This is a genomic window from Actinomycetota bacterium (assembly GCA_030017835.1).
GTDB lineage: Bacteria > Actinomycetota > Aquicultoria > UBA3085 > Oleimmundimicrobiaceae > Yes70-04.
Map to the genome: position 1 here is coordinate 16,446 of JASEGU010000010.1, position 22,406 is coordinate 38,851.

The 22,406-nt window shown below is 53.6% G+C and carries 25 protein-coding genes; 22 read left to right on the forward strand and 3 right to left on the reverse strand.

Translation table 11 applies throughout. The features are described 5' to 3' along the window. The first annotated feature begins 16 nt into the window (after positions 1–16). From otsB to QMD53_03880, 3 genes are read left to right on the forward strand one after another with little or no spacing between them, the layout of a single operon-like run. Positions 17–817: a trehalose-phosphatase gene (gene otsB, locus QMD53_03870; GenBank protein ID MDI6799795.1), complete on the forward strand. Its 801-nt coding sequence runs from the start codon at positions 17–19 to the stop codon at positions 815–817. Next, complete coding sequence (locus QMD53_03875) at positions 801–1,496, forward strand: DUF5752 family protein (protein MDI6799796.1); 696 nt, start codon at positions 801–803, stop codon at positions 1,494–1,496. The genes otsB and QMD53_03875 overlap by 17 nt, the downstream gene beginning before the upstream one ends. Continuing rightward, complete coding sequence (locus QMD53_03880; GenBank protein MDI6799797.1) at positions 1,490–2,707, forward strand: glycosyltransferase; 1,218 nt, start codon at positions 1,490–1,492, stop codon at positions 2,705–2,707. The genes QMD53_03875 and QMD53_03880 overlap by 7 nt, the downstream gene beginning before the upstream one ends. On the opposite strand, the gene QMD53_03885 is transcribed toward QMD53_03880, so the two are convergent. Then, complete coding sequence (locus QMD53_03885; GenBank protein MDI6799798.1) at positions 2,704–4,188, reverse strand: trehalose-6-phosphate synthase; 1,485 nt, start codon at positions 4,186–4,188, stop codon at positions 2,704–2,706. The two genes, QMD53_03880 and QMD53_03885, sit on opposite strands and share 4 nt — an antisense overlap. 199 nt (positions 4,189–4,387) lie before the next feature. Here QMD53_03885 and QMD53_03890 point away from each other — a divergent pair, with 199 nt between their 5' ends. The 10 genes from QMD53_03890 to pdxT all read left to right on the forward strand — a co-directional run bounded on the left by QMD53_03890 (position 4,388) and on the right by pdxT (position 10,665). Continuing rightward, positions 4,388–4,660 (forward strand): metalloregulator ArsR/SmtB family transcription factor, encoded by a 273-nt coding sequence (locus tag QMD53_03890; GenBank protein MDI6799799.1) that lies wholly within the window; start codon positions 4,388–4,390, stop codon positions 4,658–4,660. 9 nt (positions 4,661–4,669) lie between these two features. Further along, positions 4,670–4,945: a hypothetical protein gene (locus tag QMD53_03895; GenBank protein ID MDI6799800.1), complete on the forward strand. Its 276-nt coding sequence runs from the start codon at positions 4,670–4,672 to the stop codon at positions 4,943–4,945. Positions 4,946–5,015: 70 nt separating this feature from the next. Further along, on the forward strand, positions 5,016–5,672 hold the full coding sequence (gene nth, locus QMD53_03900; protein MDI6799801.1) for an endonuclease III: 657 nt from the start codon (positions 5,016–5,018) through the stop codon (positions 5,670–5,672). Positions 5,673–5,777: 105 nt separating this feature from the next. Then, positions 5,778–6,269 (forward strand): DNA polymerase ligase N-terminal domain-containing protein, encoded by a 492-nt coding sequence (locus QMD53_03905; GenBank protein MDI6799802.1) that lies wholly within the window; start codon positions 5,778–5,780, stop codon positions 6,267–6,269. Positions 6,270–6,282: 13 nt separating this feature from the next. Further along, positions 6,283–6,606 (forward strand): divalent-cation tolerance protein CutA, encoded by a 324-nt coding sequence (cutA, locus tag QMD53_03910; GenBank protein MDI6799803.1) that lies wholly within the window; start codon positions 6,283–6,285, stop codon positions 6,604–6,606. Then, positions 6,603–7,556: a signal peptide peptidase SppA gene (gene sppA / locus QMD53_03915; GenBank protein MDI6799804.1), complete on the forward strand. Its 954-nt coding sequence runs from the start codon at positions 6,603–6,605 to the stop codon at positions 7,554–7,556. Before cutA ends, sppA begins: the two co-directional genes overlap by 4 nt. Before the next feature lie 29 nt (positions 7,557–7,585). Further along, a complete protein-coding gene (locus QMD53_03920) occupies positions 7,586–8,236 on the forward strand; it encodes a nitroreductase family protein (GenBank protein MDI6799805.1) in 651 nt (216 codons plus the stop codon). 28 nt (positions 8,237–8,264) lie between these two features. Further along, positions 8,265–9,083, forward strand: coding sequence for a bifunctional DNA-formamidopyrimidine glycosylase/DNA-(apurinic or apyrimidinic site) lyase (mutM, locus tag QMD53_03925; protein MDI6799806.1), 819 nt, complete (start codon positions 8,265–8,267; stop codon positions 9,081–9,083). Positions 9,084–9,179: 96 nt separating this feature from the next. Then, a complete protein-coding gene (gene pdxS, locus QMD53_03930; protein MDI6799807.1) occupies positions 9,180–10,064 on the forward strand; it encodes a pyridoxal 5'-phosphate synthase lyase subunit PdxS in 885 nt (294 codons plus the stop codon). 34 nt (positions 10,065–10,098) lie between these two features. Next, a complete protein-coding gene (gene pdxT / locus QMD53_03935; GenBank protein ID MDI6799808.1) occupies positions 10,099–10,665 on the forward strand; it encodes a pyridoxal 5'-phosphate synthase glutaminase subunit PdxT in 567 nt (188 codons plus the stop codon). A 63-nt stretch (positions 10,666–10,728) separates the two neighbouring features. Here pdxT and QMD53_03940 read toward each other — a convergent pair whose 3' ends face one another. Further along, positions 10,729–10,914 carry a 4Fe-4S binding protein gene (locus QMD53_03940; GenBank protein ID MDI6799809.1) on the reverse strand — a complete coding sequence of 62 codons (186 nt, stop codon included), beginning with the start codon at positions 10,912–10,914 and terminating at the stop codon, positions 10,729–10,731. A gap of 230 nt (positions 10,915–11,144) precedes the next feature. Here QMD53_03940 and dnaK point away from each other — a divergent pair, with 230 nt between their 5' ends. The 6 genes from dnaK to QMD53_03970 all read left to right on the forward strand — a co-directional run bounded on the left by dnaK (position 11,145) and on the right by QMD53_03970 (position 18,105). After that, on the forward strand, positions 11,145–12,971 hold the full coding sequence (gene dnaK, locus QMD53_03945) for a molecular chaperone DnaK (protein MDI6799810.1): 1,827 nt from the start codon (positions 11,145–11,147) through the stop codon (positions 12,969–12,971). Positions 12,972–13,052: 81 nt separating this feature from the next. Further along, positions 13,053–13,613, forward strand: a complete 561-nt coding sequence (grpE, locus tag QMD53_03950; protein MDI6799811.1) for a nucleotide exchange factor GrpE — start codon at positions 13,053–13,055, stop codon at positions 13,611–13,613. 37 nt (positions 13,614–13,650) lie between these two features. Further along, a complete protein-coding gene (dnaJ, locus tag QMD53_03955) occupies positions 13,651–14,760 on the forward strand; it encodes a molecular chaperone DnaJ (protein ID MDI6799812.1) in 1,110 nt (369 codons plus the stop codon). Positions 14,761–14,780: 20 nt separating this feature from the next. Next, entirely contained in the window at positions 14,781–15,182 is a 402-nt protein-coding gene (locus QMD53_03960; protein MDI6799813.1) for a helix-turn-helix transcriptional regulator, read from the forward strand. A gap of 5 nt (positions 15,183–15,187) precedes the next feature. Beyond that, positions 15,188–17,650, forward strand: coding sequence for an AAA family ATPase (locus QMD53_03965; protein ID MDI6799814.1), 2,463 nt, complete (start codon positions 15,188–15,190; stop codon positions 17,648–17,650). Positions 17,651–17,763: 113 nt separating this feature from the next. Next, complete coding sequence (locus tag QMD53_03970) at positions 17,764–18,105, forward strand: DUF4870 domain-containing protein (GenBank protein MDI6799815.1); 342 nt, start codon at positions 17,764–17,766, stop codon at positions 18,103–18,105. A gap of 101 nt (positions 18,106–18,206) precedes the next feature. Here QMD53_03970 and QMD53_03975 read toward each other — a convergent pair whose 3' ends face one another. Next, positions 18,207–19,253 carry an FAD:protein FMN transferase gene (locus tag QMD53_03975; protein ID MDI6799816.1) on the reverse strand — a complete coding sequence of 349 codons (1,047 nt, stop codon included), beginning with the start codon at positions 19,251–19,253 and terminating at the stop codon, positions 18,207–18,209. Between the two features lie 119 nt (positions 19,254–19,372). Between QMD53_03975 and QMD53_03980 the strand changes: the two genes are divergently transcribed. The 3 genes from QMD53_03980 to QMD53_03990 are packed head-to-tail and all read left to right on the forward strand — an operon-like array spanning position 19,373 to position 22,406. Further along, positions 19,373–20,329, forward strand: coding sequence for an acyl-CoA dehydratase activase-related protein (locus QMD53_03980; GenBank protein MDI6799817.1), 957 nt, complete (start codon positions 19,373–19,375; stop codon positions 20,327–20,329). Then, the gene (locus QMD53_03985) at positions 20,326–21,414 is read left to right on the forward strand and encodes a CoA protein activase (GenBank protein ID MDI6799818.1); all 1,089 of its coding nucleotides are present in this window, start codon (positions 20,326–20,328) and stop codon (positions 21,412–21,414) included. The genes QMD53_03980 and QMD53_03985 overlap by 4 nt, the downstream gene beginning before the upstream one ends. Next, a complete protein-coding gene (locus tag QMD53_03990; GenBank protein MDI6799819.1) occupies positions 21,414–22,406 on the forward strand; it encodes an acyl-CoA dehydratase activase in 993 nt (330 codons plus the stop codon). The genes QMD53_03985 and QMD53_03990 overlap by 1 nt, the downstream gene beginning before the upstream one ends.

Below are 22,406 nucleotides of genomic sequence, written 5' to 3' on the forward strand. Positions count from 1 at the left end.
CTGCCTAAGAGGTTAGATGCAGCATCTATTTAAAGCTTGGTCCATCATAAGAGAGAGGATAGCTTCAGCCAAGGGCCTTCTTCTCTTGACCGATTTTGACGGAACCATCTCCCCCATCGTCCCCCATCCGAAGGATGCCGTAATATCTCAAAAGATAAAGGACCTTCTATCAGAACTAAAGGATAAAGAGGACGTAAGGGTCGCCGTCATCAGCGGCCGCTCCCTGGGAGATCTCAAGGGAAGGGTCGGATTGAGCGGCGTAATCTATGCGGGAAATCATGGCCTTGAGATAGAGGCCGGGAGTAAGAAGATGACTCATCCCGGCGCCCAAGAGGCGGCTTCCTCTATTTTAGACTTGGGCCGAAAGCTTGCCTTGAAGCTCTCGGATTACCCGGACGCGGCCCTGGAGGAGAAGGGACTGACCATAAGCCTTCACTATCGGCAGGTCAAGCGGGAGGACGTGGCGAAGATAAAACGCATGGCCCATGAAGTCTGCGAGCCATTCATGGCATCTAATCGGCTTAAGATGAGGGAGGGCAAAGAGGTGATCGAGTTCCTTCCCGCTCTTAGCTGGGATAAGGGTAGCGCCGTCCGGTGGATAATCGATGAGGTCAATCTCTTAGGTTATTTGCCGATATACTTAGGAGATGATTTGACTGACGAGGATGCCTTCTTGGCTCTTGAAGAGATGGGCTTAACCGCGCTTGTAGGCGAAGAGAGCCCCAAAAGCGTTGCCGAATATTTCTTGAGCGATATCGGCGAGGTTGAGCTATTTCTTGGTGGAGTGAAAGAGGTCTTGGATGAAAAAGGCAGATAATCCATTCGTTTTCTATACCAGGTTGAGTCTTCTTGAAATAACCGGCGAAAAGGCAAAGAACTTGAAGGAACTCGCCGATCTCATCGAGGCGGCACCGATCTCGGTGGTCTATCATCACACCCACCACTTCGTATCCTTTCAGCCTTACGAATCGCCCAAGACGCCCAACGACTTCGCCTACTGGGTCAAGAAGGATATCCACGAGGAGGCCTTAAGCGAGAGGATAGTCGCTCTCGATCTTGAGAAGCCCCTAAACATCTTCGATCTCAAGTCGCGGATAGTCGGTCTCATAAAAGAGCACATCGACTCCGAAGATTTCAAGCCCTTCGACACCCCGCCCGGCAGAGAGTTTCATTTTATAAAGGCCAAGGTATTTATCTTGCCGACCAAACACGTGGCCTACGATCTCGTTCAATTGCAACAGGCCTTAAAGGAAGTCAGCATCGACAGCATCTGCTCTCACATGGTCGGCATCGACCCCATCATGGGTGAATCCGAAAACGACTTTGCCCTTTGGCTAAGAGAAGAACTCGGCGAGGAGCAACTGGCCGAGCGTATTGCGGCCATCGACCCCTTTATCTTCTACGTGATGGAAGATATCCGAAACAAACTCTTGGGTCTGGTCAAGAAGGCCGTAAAGTCGGCCAAAAGAAGCGAAGGAGGTCAGGCGCGGTGCTGATAGATCAGTATGCTCCTATAATCGGCGAAGGACAGGTGGACGAGATAAAGATCTTGGCCGAGAGGCTCTCCAAAAAGAGCATAAAAACTGTCAATTCCACCGCCATGGGAGGCGGGGTGGCCGAGATCTTGAACCGCTTCATCCCCCTCATAAATGACATGGGTGTCGATATGAAGTGGGAGGTAATGACCGGCTCTTTGGTCTTCTTCACCATCACCAAAAAGATACACAACGCCCTGCATGGGGCCGACGTCGATATTGGCCAAGAAGAGATAGAGGTCTTTTTGGAGAACAGCCGGGAAAACGCCAAAAACATCGATCTTGACTCCGACATCGTGCTGATTCACGATCCCCAGCCCCTGGCCCTGGTCGAGAAGAAGGCCGAAAATGAGAATAAATGGGTATGGCGCTGCCACGTCGACACCCAATCGCCCGACTGGGGAACCTGGCAGTTCTTGAGGCGCTACATCGACTCCTACGACGCCGCCATCTTCTCTTCGCCCAAGTTCACTCAGCGCCTCTCGATAAAGACCTTCCTGATCCCCCCCTCGATAGACCCCTTGAGCCTGAAGAATCAGGAACTATCCAAAGAGGCGATCGATTCGGTTCTTAGAAGATTTGCTATCAAGCGGGACAAACCGATCATAACCCAGATATCACGTTTTGATTATCTCAAAGACCCCATCGGGGTAATCGAGGCCTATAAGCTGGTCAAGAAGACGGTCGATTGTCAGCTCATCCTGGCCGGAGGGGCAGCCGTAGACGATCCTGAAGGGGCCAAGATCCTATCCGAGGTCAAGGAGCGGGCGGCCAAAGATGCCGACATTCACATCTTGGAGCTTGAGACGCCGGCAGACACAGAAGTAAACGCCCTACAGCGCGCCTCCGATATAATCTTGCAAAAATCGATTCGTGAAGGCTTCGGTCTTACGGTCAGTGAGGCCATGTGGAAGGGCAAGCCGATCATCGCCTCGGCCGTGGGGGGCATCACCCTTCAGGTCACCCATAATTACAATGGCATTTTGACCAGGACGATCGAGGGGACGGCCTACTCGATAAGGGAGCTCCTCTCAAATCCCGGCTACGCAAAGAGACTTGGGGTAAACGCCAGGGAGTTCGCCCGGAGAAATTTCCTTCTGACCAGACACGTTCGGGATTATCTTCTCCTCTTCATCTCCCTCTATCATCCCGAAGAGATAGTCCGCCTTTAGCTTCCGATTTCGGCCAGGTCACTTGCTATCTTGCCTATCCAATCGTAGATATCGTTTGACGAGACCACCTTGCGCAGGGCGCCCATTCGCCTTCTGGCCTCCTCCTCATCCACCTCGATGGCCTCCTTTATCCTGTCGGCAAAAGCCTCTATGTCGTAGGGGTTTATGCCGATTGCCTCCTCGCCGAGCTCGTTGAAGGCTCCGGCGAATCGACTCAAGATCAGGCGGCCGCCAAGGTCGTTTCTCGCCGAGATGAATTCCTTGGCCACCAGGTTCATTCCGTCGTGGAGTGAGCTTACGATGCAGACGTCAGCCAGACGATAGAGGGCGAGGATCCCGTCATAATCGAGATCACGCCTGGTCAAAATGGCTGGAGTCCAGCCATTGGACGAATATTTCCAATTGAGCTTCTCGACAACTGCGTTTATCCGATCATTCAGTCTCTTGTATTCGGGAATGTGGAGTCGGCTCAAGGTTCCCTTTTGTAACAGGACGACTTTGCCGAGGTAGTCAGGATACTTTTCTAGGAATCTATCCAAAGCTTCAAACTTTTCGATGATCCCTTTGGTATAGTCAAGGCGATCCAGCCCGAAGAGGACGATCTTATCCCTCAAATTGAACTCTTTGGTGAATCTCTGTTTCAACTCCTCAACCCTATTCGACTCGGCTAGGCGGGAGGTCTGTTCAAAGTCGACGCTTATCGGCCAGGCTTTGATCAGGGTAGTTTTATCTCTATGGGTCAAACTCAAGTCCTTTTTTCCGGCCGCGGCCCCAAGTTCCCTCTTTGCCGCGGCCATGAAGTTATCGCAGAAGTATTCCAAGTGGAAACCGAGCATATCGTTTGCCAAGAGACCCTCCAAGATCTCGTCCTTGAAGGGGCAGATCCTAAAAGCTTCGGGGTTGGGCCAGGGGATATGCCAGAATTGGGCGATCGTCAAATCGGGCCGCTCCCCCTTCAAGAGGCGGGGCAGAAGGGCAAAATGGTAGTCCTGGATGAAGACGAAGGCCTTTTTGGAGCCGATCTCATCCAAGATGGCCCTGGCAAATTTGGAATTTACCTCTTTATAATTTAGCCAGTCATCCGCGTTGAAGCGGGGGCGCAGGTAGACTATGTGGCAGAGGGGCCAGAGGCTCCGGTTGGAGAAGCCGTAATAGTAGCCCTCCTCTTCCTCCTTGCTTATCCAGACCCTCTTTAAGGTGTAGGGCTCCTCGCCTCTCTCATCACCAGGCGAGGTCACCATAACTCTGCCCGCCTCGTCGGTGACGGCCCGGTCGGCCGAGCCGCTGCCGTGAGCGACCCAAATTCCGGAGCAGGTCTTGACCACCGGTTCCAAGGCTGTCACCAGCCCGCTGGCCGGCCTTATGCACCTTATCTCCTCCTCGTGATAGTTGTGAATGACCGGCTCCCGGTTTGAGACGACCACGAGGAGTTGATCGGATAGCTTCTCTTTAACCAGGTCTTTTAGGTCTTGCTTCTTCATCCAAGCCACTCCCTAGCGGCTCTTGACGGGGCGATATTAGTATCGAAAGGAGTATCGGCATCCTTAGGATATACCATTTACCCACTCGGCTCAAATTCAAAATCGGGCCCAAAGCGGCCCGTCACAAAGCCGTTGACAAGATTGTTAAGTAGTTTTAAAATTTTAAAAGTATCTAAATTTGTCTGGAGCCCGATCTTATATGGTGCAAGACCTAAAGGTTAAGATATTTAAGGCCCTCTCCGATGAGACGAGATGTGAGATGGTTGTGAAGATGATGGGTGGCGAAGTCTCCTGCGACTGTATGGCCAAGGACTTCTCCCTCTCTAGGCCGGCCCTCTCCCATCACATCAGGGTCCTTAGGGAATCTAGCCTGATAATCTTGAGGAAGGAGGGGCAGTTTCATCATTATGCCCTAAATTTCTCCTTTATCGAGGAGGTCTTGCCCGGCTTGATCGAGGCCCTTAAGAAGTGAGAGGTGAAGATGATGGATCTTACCATATACATTCGGGATAACTGCATGGAATCGGAGAGGGCTCTGGAGGTCGCCTCCTTTTTGAAGAGCCTAAACCCGGCCGTCAACTTGAGCATCATAAACGTCGATCGCCTGGGCGAACCTTTGGCCGTCGAAAGCGAGCTTGTGGCCTTCCGCAAGGGTCCCGTCTACGTCTTGAACGGCAAGGTGATAAACCTGGGTAATCCCGAGGACACCTTGGCTTTAAGGCAGATGCTCGACTCCGAAGGAGAGATTCTACACTAATATTTCTAGCCTGCTTAGTGGGCGGGGCCTTGACGGCCCCGCCCAAACTTTATCCAGCCAAGGAGAGAGCATGATAGAAGAGACCGACTTTAAGGCGGCGATGAGGATAATCATCGGCTCATATGAGCCCGTTCTCTGGAGCGAAAAGCTGACCCCTTTCGAGATTTTGGTTTCCGTCGTCATCTCGCAGGCGACCGAGCGGCGGGGGAACATCCGGGCCTTCAAAAACCTCAAAAATCATTTCATGATAACCCCGGCCAATTTCAGCGAGATGGATGAGGGTGAGCTTGCCGAACTGATCAAGCCGGCCGGTCTTCACAGAAACAAGGCCAAAAAATTGAAGGAGACAGCCGAGGTAATAATGACCGAATATGAGGGAGACTTGGCAAAGATCTTTGAGCCGATCTCTTCTGCCAAAGAGAAGCTGGTCGTCCTGCCTGGAGTCGGGGTCAAGACGGCCGACGTCATGCTAGCTTTGGTTGGGGGAGTGGGTCTCCTTCCGGTCGATACCCATATCGCGAGGATCGCAAAGCGCCTTCCCTTGGTGGACGCCAAAGCGAGCTACGAGGAGATAAAGGCGGCCTACGAGAGATGGACTCCCCCCAAAGAGAGGCCCTCCCTCCACATGGCCCTGATAGAGCATGGCCGGGATGTCTGCAAGAGCCGCCGGCCGCGATGCGAAATATGTCCCATAAGGACCTACTGCGGGCGGGTTGGTCTCACCTAATTCTTCCCCCTTTATATCCACCGATTTTCATCTTAAGAATTTATATTGAAAACAAGGTATAATGACGTCAGGAAAGGTTCAAAAAATCGGTTGAGGACTTAAGACATGGCCCTTGAGGAGTATCGAGACAAACGGAGTTTTGAGAAGAGCCCCGAGCCAAAGGGGGAAGCTCAAGGGGGTGGCCAGAGCCGCTTCGTCGTCCAGGAGCATCATGCGAGCAGCCATCATTTCGATTTTCGCTTAGAACTCCCTTCCGAAGTCGGCGGGAAAGATTGGGTCCTAAAATCATGGGCCGTGCCCAAGGGGCTGCCGACCGGGATCGGGGTGAAGCACCTGGCCATCGAAGTCGAGGATCACCCGGTCAGCTACATCGATTTTGAAGGCGAGATCCCCGAAGGCCAGTACGGGGCTGGCAAGGTCGCTATCTTCGATTCGGGAAATTTCACCCTTCTGAAGCGGGACTCAAAAGAGGTGGAGGTCGTCCTGGGTGGCTCCATCCTTAAAGGGCGCTACGTTTTGATATTTACCGGTTTTCAGGGCGGCAAGGGCTGGCTGATCTTCAAGGCCAAGGACAAGCCGAAACCTTCAGACTCTTAAGGGGGCTCTCTGGGTGAAATATATCATAATATACATTACGGCTTCGAGTTTGACGGAGGCCAGGCGGATAAGCTCAAGCCTCTTGGAGAAGAGGCTGGTAGCCTGCGCCAACATCTCTTCCCCCATCGAGTCCCACTATCATTGGCAGGGCAAGTTGGAGACGGCGAGCGAAGTCGCTGTCATCTTCAAGACGACCGAGGATAAACTGAAAGAGGTGGCTGACGAGATCAAGAGCCTGCATTCTTACGACCTCCCGGCCATTATCTCTTGGAATATAACATGGGGCGAGCCTTCCTACCTTAATTGGATAGAGAAGGAGACGGGTGGTCTTTTATGAAGAAGAGAACCAAGATGATAATAGGTATTTCGCTTGCGGCAATCATGCTATTTTACATCTTTGCCATCGGATCGATCTTCTTTAGCGGGAGCAAAAGCTCGGGCGGCTTAGGCGATGTGGTAGCCGTCATATCTTTGAGCGGGAGCATCGCCGACGGCAACGGGGAGTCCGATCCCTTCGGCTCGGCGGCCGGAATAACCCCAAGCTTGGTCAGAGATCAGCTCAAAGAGGCCCTTGAGGATTCGTCGGTCAAGGCGATCGTTCTCAAAGTCAACAGCCCCGGAGGCTCGGTCGGAGCTTCCCAGGAGATAGCTGAGGAGATAAAACGGGCGAAGGACGAGAAGCCGATCGTCGTCTTCATGGGCGACATGGCCGCCTCGGGCGGCTATTATATCTCCGCTATGGCCAGCAAGATTGTGGCCAAGCCGGGCACGCTGGTCGGCAGCATCGGGGTCATCTCGCAATTTATGGATCTGAGCGGTCTCTATGAAAAGCTAGGCATCAAGGTCCAGACGATAAAATCGGGCATACATAAGGATATGGGCGTAAGGACCTTGACCGAGGAAGAGGTCGCAAAGTGGCAGGGTCTCTCCGATGAGGTTTATAATCAGTTCATAGGCGACGTGGCGACGGGGCGCGGCCTTAAGGTCGATGAGGTCCGCTCGGCGGCGACCGGCGAACTCTTCACGGGTAGCCGGGCAAAGGATCTTGGACTGATAGATTACGTCGGTGACTATCAGAAGGCGATAGATGTTGCAGCCGAGCTAGCCGGAGTTGAGGACCCAAGCGTGGTCGAGTATGAGGGGCCGACCTTCTTGGATGCCCTCTTCGGTCTTTCAGCGAGTGATCTCGACTTCTTCATCAAGGCAAAGGCCCTTGGGCCAGAGTACGCCATATTGGACAAACTAAAGCAAGAGGCGGCCATGCCTCGCTATCAAACCAAGAGATAGGGGCGCTTGCCTCATCCGTCTTAAATTCGATGATCGACCCAGAGCCAATAATGATCGGCGCTCGAAAGGAGATATCTTTGGAGGTATTGGACGCCATCTTTTCCAGGCGAAGCTGCCGTCACTTTGAAACCAGGCCCATAGATGAGGATGTTTTGAAAAAGGTGCTGAAGGCCGGCTGCTCTGCTCCATCCGCACACAACAGTCAGCCCTGGCATTTTGTGGTCATGGGGGGCAAAAAGAAGGACGACCTCTCCTCGCTCTTTTTAAACGTCTCGAGCGAAGCCAGGTATAAGGAATATACCGGCTTCTATGTCAACCGTCTTCTCAAGTATTCGAGCCGAATGATCGATGAGGCGCCGATAGTTATCGCCGTATTCAATCGGGGCAGTTTCGCCCAAGAGGCGAGCAAGTACTTCGGCCGAACCAAGAGGGGGTTTCTCCACATGATGGAGGTCCAGAGCGTGGCTGCCGCCATCGAGAACCTTCTCATTGCCGCCCACAGTTTTGGGTTGGGCAGCGTCTGGCTGGGAGTTCCCCTCCTTATACCCGAGGAATTGGTCGAAGACTTCTTTGCCACCAAAAATGAGCTTATGGCGATCCTGCCGCTCGGATATCCTGCTCGCGGCCGGATGGTTGAAAAGGCGATCGACCTTGAGGGACGCGTAACCTATCTAGATTGAGATTCAGTTGAAAGCGAGGTAAATATCTTTGCCCGAACTTCCCGAAGTCGAGACCATCCGCAGCCAGCTTGAGAGGCTGACCCAAGGCAAAAAGATAGTCAAGGTCCGCCTCATCTCCGATAAGCCCTTGAAGAACTCGTCCCCCGTCGACTTTGTAAAATCGGTTGAGAATAAGACCATCACCGCCATAAAGAGGCGGGCAAAGATACTGATAATCGAACTCTTTGGTGGGTTAAACCTGCTCGTTCACCTCAAGATGACGGGCCGCCTCCTCTACGCAAAGCCGGATGAGGAGGTGGCCAAACACACCCACATCATTTTCTCTCTTTCGGATGGCATGGAGCTGAGTTTTTGGGATATGCGCCAGTTCGGCTACGTCAAGTTGGCAGAGGGCCCCTTGGGCGATGCCCAAGAGATAAAGGATCTTGGGCCCGAGGCCTTGGACATCAGCGATGAGGAGTTCAGGCGGATAGTCAAAGCCAAGAAATCGGGCAAGATAAAGCCCCTTCTTATGGATCAGAATTTTCTGGCCGGGGTCGGCAACATCTACTCCGATGAAGCCCTCTTTCTGGCCGGCATCGACCCCTTGCGAAGCGTCTCGAGCCTAACCGGCGAAGAGATAAAGAACCTTGCGAGTGCTATCAGGCACGTCTTAGCCGATGCCCTTAAGGCGGGCGGCTCTTCGGTTGGTGACTACGTCGATGTCTTCGGCAGGGAGGGGAGCTACGTCAAGCAGCATCGGGTTTACGGACGGGCCGGAAAGGATTGCCCCTGCTGTGGGGGGAGCATCGGCCGCATCAAGCTTGGCGGGCGAAGCGCCCACTTCTGTCCCATTTGCCAGAAATAAACTCAATCTTACCTTTTAACCCAGCCCCTTTCTTGCCTCTTTATTTTTATTTCTGTAAAATTACCTTAGCCTTTAACGCTAATATTTGGAGGATAAATGGTTAGAACGGGAACTTTGAAGGTAAAGACCGGCCTTGCCGAGATGCTCAAGGGCGGCGTGATAATGGATGTGACCAATGCCGAGCAGGCCAAAATAGCTGAGGAGGCCGGGGCGGTTGCCGTCATGGCCCTGGAGAGGGTTCCGGCAGATATCCGGGCGGCCGGCGGGGTGGCTCGCATGGCCGATCCCCTCATCATCGAGGAGATAATGGGTGCCGTCACCATTCCGGTCATGGCCAAGGTGCGGATAGGCCACTTCGTCGAGGCCCAAGTCCTAGAGTCCCTTGGGGTCGATTACATCGACGAGAGTGAGGTTTTAACCCCAGCCGATGAGGCCAATCATGTCGATAAACATGCCTTTACCATCCCCTTCGTCTGCGGGGCAACCAACCTGGGAGAGGCCCTGCGCCGGATCGGCGAGGGCGCGGCCATGGTGAGGACCAAAGGGGAGGCCGGAACCGGCAACGTCGTCGAGGCCATCCGTCATATGAGGACGATAGTCGGCGAGATGACTTGGCTTAAGGGATTGAAAAAAGAAGAACTGATGGCCGCGGCCAAGAAGCTGATGGCTCCCTACGAGTTGGTTTTACAGGTGGCCGAGACGGGCAAACTTCCGGTCGTCAACTTCTCGGCTGGCGGTATCGCCACCCCGGCCGATGCGGCCCTGATGATGCAGCTTGGGGCGGACGGCGTCTTTGTGGGATCGGGCATATTCAAATCGAACGATCCGGCTGGCCGGGCCAAGGCGATCGTCGAGGCGACCACTCACTATAACGACCCCAAGATCGTTGCCGAGGTCTCCAAGGGGATCGGCGAGGCCATGAAGGGCTTAGACATCAAGGATATAGGCGAGGATAAGCTGATTCAGACCAGGGGCTGGTAGATCTTAAGTTAAATATTTTTTAAGGAACAGGATCATGAAGGGCATCGGCGTGCTCTCCCTCCAAGGAGCGGTCAGGGAACACTTAAGGATGATAGAGAGAGCGGGAGCTCATGGGGTCATCATAAAGAAACCCCATGAGCTCTCAAATATTGATGGCTTGATTATTCCCGGCGGCGAGAGCACGACCATCTCAAAGCTGATGGCGAAGTACGGCCTTATTAAGCCCATCAAGGATTTGGCTCAGGGCGGACTTCCCATCTTTGGCACCTGCGCCGGGATGATTCTGATGGCCAAGGGTCTGATCGGACCTGCCGAAGAGAGCCTTTCGATCATGGATATCGAGGTGAGACGAAATGCTTTTGGCCGTCAGAAGGAGAGCTTTGAGGCCGAGATAGAGGTGGCCGGTCTAGAGGGAGGACCCTTTAATGCTGTCTTCATCAGGGCTCCTTGGATAGAGCGGGTGGGCGAAGGGGTCGAAGTCTTGGCCGAGCTTGATTCCCATATCGTCATGGCCAAAGAGAAGAGCCTCCTTGCCGCCGCCTTCCACCCCGAACTGACTGAGGACATGAGGATTCACGAACTCTTTTTGAAGATGATCTAAAGAGATAAAAGAAAAGGGCGGGGAGCGATCGCTCCCCGCCCTTTTTCATCCGTAAGAAAGAGCCTAGTCTTCCTCGATGACGATGGCTTCCATAGGGCACTCTTCGGCGCAGAGTCCGCAGCCGTCGCAGGCGTCCTCGTTGGTGGGGGACGAAATATCATCTACCAGCTCAAGAACGTCATTAGGGCAGACGTCCACACAGATTCCGCAGCCGGTGCATTCATCGCTATCTACGATTGGTCTTGGCATAAGGCTTCCTCCTCGATTATTTGTGAGTATTTGCTTTAGTGCGCATAAGAAAACTTATACATAAAGAAAAATGGTTTGTAAAGACGAAATCTAAATTTTACCAAAAATTAATTTTTCAACCACCTTTTAAAAGCCAGTTCAATCTCAAAATCATAAATTTGACATTAAACGACTTAGATTTTATACTGTCTTTAAACTAAAGTTATTAATCTATTGAAGGAGTGATAGCGATGGCAAAAGTACTGGGCATCGATTTGGGCACCACCAACTCTTGTATGGCCGTCTTGGAGGGCGGCGAACCGACGGTAATCCCCAACGCCGAGGGCGGCAGGGTTACCCCGTCGGTTGTTGCGTTTTCCAAGGGCGGGGAGGTTCTGGTCGGCGAGGTCGCCAAGAGGCAGGCCATCGTCAACCCCGATCACACCATCCGCTCAATCAAGCGGAAGATGGGCACCAAAGATAAGGTCAAGATCGAGGGGAAAGACTATACCCCCGAGCAGATCTCAGCCTTCATCCTGCAAAAACTGAAGAGGGACGCCGAGGCTTACCTCGGCGAGAAGATCACCCAGGCCGTCATCACCGTGCCAGCCTACTTTGACGACTCTCAGAGGACGGCCACCAAAGATGCGGGCGCCATCGCCGGTCTTGAGGTCTTAAGGATCATCAACGAGCCGACGGCGGCCGCTCTCGCTTACGGTCTTGGAAAGAGCAAGGAAGAGACGATTTTAGTCTTCGACCTTGGCGGTGGAACCTTCGATGTATCCATCTTGGAGCTTGGCGAGGGGGTCTTTGAGGTCAAATCGACGAGCGGCGACACCCATCTTGGCGGCGACGACTGGGATCAGCTGGTCATCGACTGGATGGTTGAGGATTTCAAATCCAAAAACGGCGTCGATCTCTCCAAAGATAAGATGGCTCTCCAAAGGCTCAAAGAGGCGGCCGAAAAGGCTAAGACTGAGCTCTCTAGCGCCCAGAGCACCAGCATAAATCTACCCTTCATCACCGCAAGCGACCAAGGTCCGCTCCACTTGGACATGAACTTGACCCGCTCCGAATTTCAGAAGATGACGGCCGATCTCTTGGAGAAGTGCGTTGCCGCTTTCAATCGGGCGGTCGATGATGCCAAGATAAAGGTGTCCGACCTCGACCACATCATCCTGGTCGGCGGCTCAACCCGTATGCCGGCCGTCCACGATCTGGTCAAAAAGCTAGCCGGCAAGGAGCCTCACAAGGGAGTCAATCCCGATGAGGTGGTAGCGGTTGGGGCTTCCATCCAGGCGGGCGTCCTCAAGGGTGATGTGAAGGAGGTCCTGCTTCTCGATGTTACCCCGCTATCTCTGGGCATCGAGACCAAGGGCGGAATCTTCACCAAACTGATCGAGAGGAATACCACCATCCCGACGAGAAAGAGCGAGATCTTCACCACAGCCGAGGACGGGCAGAATAGCGTAGAGATCCACGCCCTCCAGGGTGAGCGTCCGATGGTCCCGGGCAATAAGACGCTTGGCCGTTTTCATTTGGTCGGCATACCGGCCGCGCCAAGGGGGATCCCTCAGATCGAGGTCGCCTTCGACATTGATGCCAACGGCATCACCCATGTCTCGGCCAAGGATCTCGGCACTGGCAAGGAGCAGGCCATGACGGTCACCGGAACCTCATCGCTCTCGAGCGAAGAGATAGATAAGATGGTTCGCGAGGCCGAATCGCATGCGGCCGAGGATCTAAAGAGAAAAGAGGAGGCCGAGGCAAGAAATAACGCCGACAACCTCGTCTATAATACCGAAAAGAGCTTGGATGAAGCCAAGGATAAATTGGCCGAAGAGGATGGGGTAGGCATCGAGTCGGCCCTTGCCGAGGCCAAAGAGGCTCTAAAGGGCGGCGACATTGCCAAGATCAAGGAGGCGACCGAGAAGCTCCAGCAGGCCGCCTACAAGCTGGCCGAGGTCCTCTATGCGCAGGCTCAGGCCCAGAGCGGCGAGGGAGGAACAGAAGGATCTGCCGAAGGCCAGGTTGTCGATGCCGACTACGAAGTTGTCGACGAGGAAGGTAAGGAATAATAAGGGCTCTTTGAGCGGATTATTTGGGGGACGCGACTTTAATCGCAGCTCCCAGAGCCTTAACTAGTCGGAGGTTTATAGATGACTGAAAGAGAAGAGAAGGGGGCTAAAGGCGTAAGTGAGTCTGCGCATCCCAAACAAGAGAAGGGCCAAAAAGAGAAGAAGGGCGATCTAGCCGTTTTAAAGGAAGAGCTCAAAAAGAAGAATGAAGAGATCGCTTCCTATGTGGAGATGCTTCAGAGACTCAAAGCCGAGTTTGAAAATTATAAGAAGCGGGTCGAGCGGGATCAGGCAGCCTTCTTCGAGATGGCTTCCAAGGATATCGTCCTTAAGGTCTTGCCGACTCTGGATAATCTGGAGAGGGCGCTTGCCGCTTCAAACGACTCTTCCGATTTAGATTCCTTCAAGAAGGGCATAGAGCTGGTTATGGCCCAACTTGCCGAAACCCTTAAAAAAGAGGGCCTAAGCGTCATCGATCCGGTTGGAGAAAAGTTTGATCCCCTTCACCACGAGGCTTTCATGCAGGTGGAAAGCGACGAATATGAGGAGGGAAGCGTGGTCGAGGTCTTTCAGAAGGGCTACGCTTTGGGCGGTCGCGTCATTCGGCCGGCCGTGGTCAAGGTGGCCAAGCCGCGCTCCTAGGGGCTCGGTTAAATCTTGATGAGGAAATATTAAAAATATGCCTAACCATAATCACAAAGACTACTATCAAATATTGGGTGTCGATAAGAAGGCTACGGCCGATGAGATAAAGAAGGCCTATCGTAAGCTCGCCCGCGAATTTCATCCCGACAAGGCCGAGGAGGCCAAGAAGAAGGAGTCGGAGGAGAAGTTCAAGGAGATAAGCGAGGCCTATGAGGTTCTCTCCGATGAGAAGAAGCGCTCAGATTATGACCGAGGGGTCAAATACTTTCAGTCGGGCGGCGGCTTTCGCCCCGGAGCCGATCCCGGTTTTGGCGGCTTTGGAGATTTTGGCCAGTTCTCTGATATCTTCAATATGTTCGGTATGGGCGGGCGGACCAGAGGCTACGATATGCCAGAGCGGGGGCGAGACCTTCAATACAGCGTCCAGATCTCCTTCGAGCAGGCCTTCAGCGGGGCCTCAATAAAACTTAACGTCACTAGGGAGGCGGCTTGCACCACCTGCTCGGGAAGCGGGGCCAAACCTGGAACCTTCCCGAAAACCTGTCCTTCTTGCGGCGGAAGCGGTCAGATCGCTCAGAACCAGGGCTTCTTTAGCATCAGCCGGCCCTGTCCGACTTGCCTCGGCAAGGGGACGGTCATCGACAACCTCTGTCCGACTTGCAGGGGCAAGGGACGCTCGGCCAAGACCGAACCAGTCAATATCAAGATACCGGCCGGTGTGACCGATGGGGCCAGGATAAGATTTCCCGGCAAAGGGGAGGCTGGTTATAAAGGCGGCCCACCCGGAGACCTTTATGTGATAACCAAGGTAAAACCCCACCCCGTCTTCAAGCGGGATGGCGGCGATATCCTGATGGATCTGCCGCTAAAGTTCACCGAAGCGGCCCTTGGGGCTAAGATCAAAGTGCCGACCATGAGCGGGGCGATATCGCTCAAAATCCCAGCCGGCACTCAGGACGGGCAGATTTTCTCGCTCAAAGGTAAGGGGGCACCGCGTCTCAAGGGACGCGGCAAGGGAGATATGCTGATAAAGGCCAAGATTTCCGTGCCCAAAAACCTCAAAGGCGAGAAGAAGGAGATCTTGGAGAAGCTGGCAGCCATAGATAAGGATAATCCCAGAGAGAATCTGGATAAGCTTGTATAACGATTTAAACGGTGAGAGAGATGAAGGATAGAGAGAAGAGAGGGGTCTATATGATAGGGGTGGCGGCCAGACTTGCCGGCCTCCATCCTCAGACCCTTCGGATGTATGAGGCCAAAGAGATAATTTCGCCGTCTAGAAGCGACGGCAAGACCCGTCTCTACTCGGACGAAGATATAGAGATGCTCAAATATGTTCAGAGGCTCACGAGCGATCTTGGGATAAATCTTTCCGGGGTCAAGATGATCATGAATTTGAACGATCAGATCGAAGAGATGGACAAAAAGATGGAAGAGATGAAGAGAGGCATGGATGAGTTTAAGAATGAAATGGTCAAAGAGATAGATAGCGTTCACAGGAGCTATCGTAGAGATATAGTCGTGTTTCCCAAAGGAAGCATGGTAAAGAGAGACGAAGGAAGGTGATTTAAATGTTCGATCAATTTACGGAAAAGGCGCGGGAAGCTGTGGCGGTTGCCCAGGACGCGCTTCGCAGGATAAACAATAATCAGATGGGGACCGAACATCTATTGCTCGGTCTGCTCGCCCAGACCGACGGCATCATCCCCCAGATATTTTCACTTCTGGGCGCCGATATCGGCGAAGCCAGGATCAGGATAAACGATATCGTGGAGCTCAGCCGGCGCGATAAGGCCTACGGCTTCATCGAGCAGTTCGTTCTGACCCCAAGGCTTAAGAAGGCGATAGATATCGCAGCCGAAGAAGCCAAGCATCTTGGGGATAACTACGTCGGAAGCGAGCACCTCCTGATCGGTATCTTGAAGGAGGGCGAGGGACCGGGGGCCATCATGCTTCGCGACCTCGGCTTTAGTGAAGATAAGATTTACGGGGCTCTGCGCCAAATTAGAAGAGACGGCTTTACCGACGAAAGCCTGGCTCCAAAGGGCAAGATGCTGGCCAAATATAGCCGCGACCTGACGGCCGCAGCCAAGGAGGGCAAGTTAGATCCGGTCATAGGACGCACCGAGGAGATAAAGCGGGTCATCCAGATACTTTCCCGCCGGACCAAGAACAACCCGGTCCTGATCGGAGATAGCGGCGTCGGCAAGACGGCCATCGCCGAAGGCTTGGCCCAGGCCATCGTGGGCAGCGAGGTGCCTGAGATACTCAAGGATAAGCAGGTCGTCTCGCTCGATTTGGGGAGCTTAGTCGCCGGAGCCAAATATAGGGGTGAGTTTGAGGAGAGACTAAAGGGCGTCATCGATGAGATAAAGAAGGCGAGCGGCGAGATAATCCTCTTCATCGACGAGCTCCATAACGTGGTCGGAGCCGGAGCGGCCGAAGGAGCTCTCGACGCCTCCAGTCTGCTCAAACCGGCGCTCGCTCGCGGCGAGCTTCAATGCGTCGGGGCGACCACCTTGGACGAGTACAGAAGATATATCGAGAAGGACCCGGCCCTAGAGCGCAGATTTCAGCCGATCATGGTGAGTGAGCCAAACGTCGAGCAGACGATCGAGATACTCAAAGGGCTGCGCGACCGCTACGAGGCTCATCATCGGGTCAAGATCAGCGACGAGGCTTTGGAGGCGGCGGCTAAATTATCCAGCCGTTACGTGACCGATCGTTTTCTGCCCGACAAGGCGATAGATCTGATGGACGAGGCGGCCTCCAAGCTTCGCCTGGAGTCGATTATGCTCCCGCCCGGCTTGCGTAAATTGGAAAATCAGCTTCACGTCTTGACCAAAGAGGGCGAGGAGGCCGTCCAATCGCGCGACTATGAAAAGGCGGCCAAACTTCGAGATGAGACCGACCGCCTGCAGACCGAGTTCAACGTCAAACGGGAGGATTGGCTGGCCGAAAAAGGGATTACCAGCTCGACCGTCTCGGCCGAGAACATCGCGGCCGTCGTCTCCAGTTGGACGGGGATTCCAGTCAGCCGAATGCTGGAAGAGGAGGCCGAAAAGCTGATTCGCATGGAGGAGGAGCTGCACGGGCGGATCATCGGTCAAGACGAGGCGGTTTCCCGCGTCTCCGAAGCGATTCGTCGGGCGAGAGCGGGGCTCAAGAATCCGCGTCGGCCCATCGGCTCCTTCATCTTCTTGGGGCCGACTGGCGTCGGCAAGACTGAGCTTACCAAGGCGCTGGCCGAGTTCCTCTTCGACGACGACGACGCCATGATCAGGATAGATATGAGCGAGTACCAAGAGAGACATACCGTTTCGCGCCTGGTTGGGGCGCCTCCCGGCTACGTCGGCTTCGAGGAGGGCGGTCAACTGACCGAGGCGGTCAGGCGTCGTCCCTACTCGGTCATCCTCTTCGACGAGATCGAGAAGGCCCATCCCGATGTCTTCAACACGCTTCTTCAGATACTCGACGACGGGCGTTTGACCGACGCCAAGGGACGGACGGTCAGCTTCAAGAATACGGTCATCATTATGACCTCCAACCTTGGGGCCCACCTGATCCAGAAGGAGAAGGGCTCTTTGGGATTTGGGAGCGAGAAGGAGACTGAGGCCTCTCACGATAAGATGAAGCAGGTCATTATGGCCGAACTCAAAAGGAGCTTTAGGCCCGAATTTCTAAACCGGATAGATGAGATCATCATCTTCCGAGAGTTGACCGAGGATGAGATCTTAAAGATCGTCGATATCATGCTTGGCGAGCTAAAGGAGCAACTGAAAGAGCGGGAAATGGAGATAGAGGTGACCGGCGAGGCCAAGGCTTTCTTGGCCAAGGAGGGTGATGACCCCAAACTTGGGGCGCGCCCCTTAAGGCGGGCCATCCAGCGCTTGATCGAAAATGCTCTGGCCTCGGAGATAATCAGGGGCAAGTTCGGCGAGGGGGATCTGGTTAAGGTCTCACTTACGGGCGGCGAACTCGCCTTCGAGAAGGCCAAAAAGCCGGCCAAGAAGAAGGAGCTGGCTATAGGTTAGCGTCTTGGTCAAGGTGATTGTAAATAGGGGCGCCCGCACAGGGCGCCCCTAGCTTTTTTATGCTTTAATATTCTTATACATCTTCTCAAGCTCGAAGAGGGGAGGTGAATGATTTGGAAGAAGAGAAGAAAGAATCATCTTCAGGCACGGGACTGGACCCAAAGCTAGCGGGTCTTCTTTGCTACGCTTTTGGCTGGATAAGCGGAATCATCTTTTATCTGATAACCCCCAAAGATGAGTACATCCGTTTTCATGCCATGCAGTCCATCCTCGTATTCGGCTTCTTAAGCGTTTTAGGTTTTGTTACCAATATGTTTTGGTATATTGGCTGGGGAATCAGCTCTTTGATCTCATTGATCGGGCTTGTGCTCTGGGTGGTCCTCATGGTTAAGGCCTACCAGGGCGAGAAGTATAAGTTGCCCTTCTTTGGAGATCTGGCCGAAAAGTACATCTAGCTTTCTTGGTTTAAAATCGGTCAAACTTGGCTACTTTGATCGGATCTATTTAAGTTTTAAGAGAGGGCGAAGGGGAAAACGAAGCCCTTCGCCCTCTCCTTTCAATCCCAGGCATTATCCTTTAATTCTTGAACCCTGCCCTCAAGCCCCGAAGTTATCTTGACGCTTCCATCAGATAGGACCAAGATGCCCTCGATCTGGTCGTCACTTTCCAAAAACTCCAAGCCTTTCTCGTTGCCCATGACAAATACGGCCGTCGAGAGAGCATCGGCCTCGGCGGCCGTAATCTCTCCGATGACGCTTGCGCTCATCAGGCCCTCGGCCGGCATCCCGGTCTTGGGATCCAGGATGTGGTGGAGGCGGATGCCATCCTCTTCAAAGTAGCGCTGATAATCTCCCGAGGTGCTTAAGGCAAGTCCGTCCAGAGAAAGGACGCCGACAAGGGAGCCGTCTCCGGCAAAACGGGGATTTTGGATACCGACCTTCCAGGGCTTCCCATCGGCCTTGACCCCGATGACCTTGGTCGTGCTGCCCATGGTCAAAAGGGCGCTCTCGATTCCGTTATCTCTTAATATATCGGCCGCCCGGTCCAAGGCGTAGCCCTTGGCCACGCCCCCGAGATCTATCTTAGCTCCCTCGGCTTTCAGTCTTACGGCCCGTTTATCCTCGTCCAACTCGATCCCTTCATAGCCGACGAGGGCTACTGCGGCCGCAAGCTCGCTAGGGTCGGCTCGTCTTTTTTCGACAAAGTCCCAGAGATGTTCAATGCTTCCAACCGTCGGATCAAAGGCGCCAAGGCTCTTCCTTGAGACGTCCAAGCTCAAAGAGATCAGCTCAAAGGTGTCAAAAGAGACGCGGACGAATCTTTGGCCGCTGACTTCGTTGATGGCCGCAACTTCGCTCTCTTTGGAGTAGAAGCTCATCAGCTCATCCAGCCTCTTTATCTCGGCAAAAGCCGCGCCCACCCCCTCCTCAACCATCTCCTTGTCGCTTCCGAATGCCTTGATGGTTACGAAGGTGTCCATGAGGACTTCCGTCTTCTCATAGGGGACGCTTTCATAGACGCCCTTTTTAGCAAAGAGGGCTAAGCCTATCAGCAAGACTATCGCTATCATTACCGCGCTTTGTGTTATTGTTTTTCTCTTCATAATTAAATCACCTTGCCATCATATAATAGTTAAGCCCACCTTCTCAATCTTCCATCGTATTGCCCGTACATGAAAGAAGGGGTTATAATCTAATCTCTACCGAAAGGGTTTGATGCAGAATGAAGATAGGCATTCCACAAGCCCTGCTCTACTACAAATACTCTCCTCTGTGGGACGGGTTCTTCTCTGGGCTCGGGGTAGAGGTCGTCTTATCCGGCAAGACCGATAAATCCATCTTGAATCTGGGAGTAAAAGCGGCCGAGAACGAGGCCTGCCTGCCGCTTAAGGTCTTCTACGGGCACGTCTTAAGCTTAAAAGACAAGGTGGACGGCATATTCATCCCCAGGGTTGTCAGCATCGAAAAGGATGCCTACACCTGCCCCAAATTTTTGGGGCTGCCCGATATGATAAGCGCTTTGGACGATGATCTCCCCCAAATAATCTCCTGCACCATAGATCGCAAGCTCGGCCTAAGGGGGGTCGTCTCATCCATCTTTGAGCTCGGCCGCTACTTCACCGATGATGTAGTAAAGATCGGACTCGCCGTCCACAAAGGTTTTAAGTCTCTAAGATCACCCAAGCCCTCTCTCGCTCATCATAATCCCTTGATTAGAGAGGGGCGCCTTTGCGGTCTGAAGGAAGGGCTAAAGATCGGTCTTCTCGGTCATCCCTACAACGTGTTCGACCCCTTCATCAACATGAATATCTTGGATAGATTGGTTGGATCCAAAGTCGAGGTCGTGACGATCGAGACGAACTCGGTCAAGTCGAATATTCGCAAGATCTTGCCGGTCGAAAAGGAGCTCTTCTGGACGTATGAAAAGGAAGTCGTCTCGGCGGCTTTGGACTGGATCGATGCCGGCTTAGTCGATGGCATAGTCTACCTCCTCTCCTTCGCTTGCGGGCCTGACTCTCTGGTCCAGATGATAATCGAAGATGAGGCCAAAAAACGGGGGGGCAATATCCCCATCATGTCCATCGTCATAGATGAGCACAGCGGATCGGCCGGCATATTGACCCGGCTGGAGGCTTTTCTCGATATGATAGAGCGAAAGAAGGCGGCCGAGGCGATATGAAGCTGACCTTCCCTCATCTTGGCAACTTAGACATTATCCTTAGCGACCTCTTCACCAGGCTCGGGGTTGAGGTGGTCGTCCCACCGAAGACCTCGCTTAGGACGATCAACCTTGGGGTCAAGCATTCGCCCGAATTCGCCTGCTTTCCGCTGAAGGTTACAGTGGGCAACCTGATAGAGGGCTTGGAGGCAGGGGCCAACCTTGCGGTCATGGCCGGCGGGATCGGCCCCTGCCGGTTCGGTCTATATGCCGAAGTCCAAAGGAGGATGCTCGAATCTTTGGGCAAGGACTTCGAAATGGTGGTCATGAAGCCACTTAGGGTCAGCTATGGCGATTTCCTTGCAGCCTGCGCTAAGCTCGTCCCTAAGAGATCGTTCTTAGAGATCGCCCACCAAGTTAAGATCGCCTGGGCTAAGGCGACGGTCATGGATGAGCTGGAGTGCGAAGTCTTGAAGATGAGATGCTTTGAAAGGTTCTCGGGCGCGACGGATCTTGCCCATTTTAAGGCCGTCCAACTGATAAGGAAGGCAAATTCCGGAACCGAGCTTGAGACGCTCAGAAAAGAGGCGCTGAGGCTACTTAGCTTGGTCGAAAAAGAAGAGACCGAGGGCTTTTTGAAGATAGGTCTGGTCGGCGAGTTCTACGTCGTCTTGGAGCCCTTCGTCAACTTCGACATCGAAAAGACCCTCGGCCAGAAAGGCATATACGTGGAGAGATCGGTCTATCTCACCGATTGGCTGGATCCCTTAAAAAGGAACCGGATCCTTGGGACCAGCCGAAGCGAGTTAGCCCATCTGGCACAGCCATACCTCTCCCACTTCGTTGGCGGGGAGGGTCAGTCGACCGTGGGCCACGTGGTCAAATTTGCCAAAGAGGGTTTTGATGGGGTCATCCAACTTCTCCCCTTCACCTGCATGCCGGAGATAATAGCAAAGAGCGTGCTTGGCAAGGTGGTCAGAGAGATGGATATGCCCGTCTTAACATTGAGCATAGATGAACAGACGGGCCGGGCTGGGATCATGACCAGACTGGAAGCCTTCACCGATCTTCTGAAGAGCAGGAGACTTGAGAGGAGGGCTGTATGATGGTCGGCTATCTTGGGGTCGATGTCGGCTCGGTCAGCACCAACCTGGTTGTCATGGACGGCAAGGAGGAGATGATCGCCTACATATATCGCAGGACGATGGGCGACCCGATCTCAGCCGTCCAGAGCGGTCTGGTCGAATTGGAGAGGCTCCTTCCGCCCGGTCTTAGGATCGAAGCGGCCGGAACGACCGGGAGCGCCCGGGCCTTAAGCGGGGTGATAGTCGGAGCCGACGTAGTCAAGAACGAGATAACCGCCCACGCGGTCGCGGCCTTAAAGATCATCCCGGATGCCAGGACGGTTCTGGAGATAGGCGGTCAGGACTCCAAGATAATCATTCTGCGCGGCGGCATCGTGGTCGATTTCGCCATGAACACCATTTGCGCGGCCGGAACCGGCTCATTTCTCGATCATCAGGCGGGGCGGATTGGCATCGATATCGAGGATTTCGGCGATTACGCCCTCCGCTCCAAAACCCCCGCTCAGATTGCCGGGCGCTGCACGGTCTTTGCCGAATCGGATATGATCCATAAGCAGCAGGTTGGATACCACATCGAGGATATCATCTATGGATTATGCAAATCTCTGGTCAGGAACTATCTCAATAACGTAGCCAAAGGCAAGGAGATAGCCTCGCCGATAATTTTTCAGGGTGGGGTGGCCGCAAATCTTGGAATCAAGAAGGCCTTCGAAGAGGAGCTCGAAGCGGAGGTGATAATTCCCAAATACCACAACGTCATGGGGGCGATCGGGGCGGCACTTCTGGCCAAATCGGCGGCGGAAAAAGAGGGTTTTAAAGGGGAATTTAGGGGCTTTTCGGCCGCCAAGATGGAGTTCAAGACGGTGAGTTTCAATTGCAACGGCTGCTCTAACGGCTGCGAGATAGTCAAGATCTCTAAAGGGGCTGAGACTTTAGCCTGCTGGGGCGGCCGGTGCGGTAAATGGGAAGTCCAAAATGACCGGCCGCCCCAGGCAGTCACACTAACTACCTGA

Excerpts from the sequence above, each read along its gene's own strand:
- nth (MDI6799801.1), top strand. The coding sequence starts at position 5,016 with ATGATAGAAGAGACCGACTTTAAGGCGGCGATGAGGATAATCATCGGC.
- QMD53_03885 (MDI6799798.1), bottom strand. The coding sequence starts at position 4,188 with ATGAAGAAGCAAGACCTAAAAGACCTGGTTAAAGAGAAGCTATCCGAT.
- QMD53_03990 (MDI6799819.1), top strand. The coding sequence starts at position 21,414 with ATGGTCGGCTATCTTGGGGTCGATGTCGGCTCGGTCAGCACCAACCTG.
- sppA (MDI6799804.1), top strand. The coding sequence starts at position 6,603 with ATGAAGAAGAGAACCAAGATGATAATAGGTATTTCGCTTGCGGCAATC.
- otsB (MDI6799795.1), top strand. The coding sequence starts at position 17 with ATGCAGCATCTATTTAAAGCTTGGTCCATCATAAGAGAGAGGATAGCT.
- QMD53_03980 (MDI6799817.1), top strand. The coding sequence starts at position 19,373 with ATGAAGATAGGCATTCCACAAGCCCTGCTCTACTACAAATACTCTCCT.
- dnaK (MDI6799810.1), top strand. The coding sequence starts at position 11,145 with ATGGCAAAAGTACTGGGCATCGATTTGGGCACCACCAACTCTTGTATG.
- QMD53_03975 (MDI6799816.1), bottom strand. The coding sequence starts at position 19,253 with ATGAAGAGAAAAACAATAACACAAAGCGCGGTAATGATAGCGATAGTC.
- dnaJ (MDI6799812.1), top strand. The coding sequence starts at position 13,651 with ATGCCTAACCATAATCACAAAGACTACTATCAAATATTGGGTGTCGAT.
- QMD53_03985 (MDI6799818.1), top strand. The coding sequence starts at position 20,326 with ATGAAGCTGACCTTCCCTCATCTTGGCAACTTAGACATTATCCTTAGC.
- QMD53_03895 (MDI6799800.1), top strand. The coding sequence starts at position 4,670 with ATGATGGATCTTACCATATACATTCGGGATAACTGCATGGAATCGGAG.
- QMD53_03875 (MDI6799796.1), top strand. The coding sequence starts at position 801 with ATGAAAAAGGCAGATAATCCATTCGTTTTCTATACCAGGTTGAGTCTT.
- pdxS (MDI6799807.1), top strand. The coding sequence starts at position 9,180 with ATGGTTAGAACGGGAACTTTGAAGGTAAAGACCGGCCTTGCCGAGATG.
- QMD53_03940 (MDI6799809.1), bottom strand. The coding sequence starts at position 10,914 with ATGCCAAGACCAATCGTAGATAGCGATGAATGCACCGGCTGCGGAATC.
- QMD53_03905 (MDI6799802.1), top strand. The coding sequence starts at position 5,778 with ATGGCCCTTGAGGAGTATCGAGACAAACGGAGTTTTGAGAAGAGCCCC.
- grpE (MDI6799811.1), top strand. The coding sequence starts at position 13,053 with ATGACTGAAAGAGAAGAGAAGGGGGCTAAAGGCGTAAGTGAGTCTGCG.
- QMD53_03920 (MDI6799805.1), top strand. The coding sequence starts at position 7,586 with ATGATCGACCCAGAGCCAATAATGATCGGCGCTCGAAAGGAGATATCT.
- QMD53_03960 (MDI6799813.1), top strand. The coding sequence starts at position 14,781 with ATGAAGGATAGAGAGAAGAGAGGGGTCTATATGATAGGGGTGGCGGCC.
- pdxT (MDI6799808.1), top strand. The coding sequence starts at position 10,099 with ATGAAGGGCATCGGCGTGCTCTCCCTCCAAGGAGCGGTCAGGGAACAC.
- QMD53_03890 (MDI6799799.1), top strand. The coding sequence starts at position 4,388 with ATGGTGCAAGACCTAAAGGTTAAGATATTTAAGGCCCTCTCCGATGAG.
- QMD53_03965 (MDI6799814.1), top strand. The coding sequence starts at position 15,188 with ATGTTCGATCAATTTACGGAAAAGGCGCGGGAAGCTGTGGCGGTTGCC.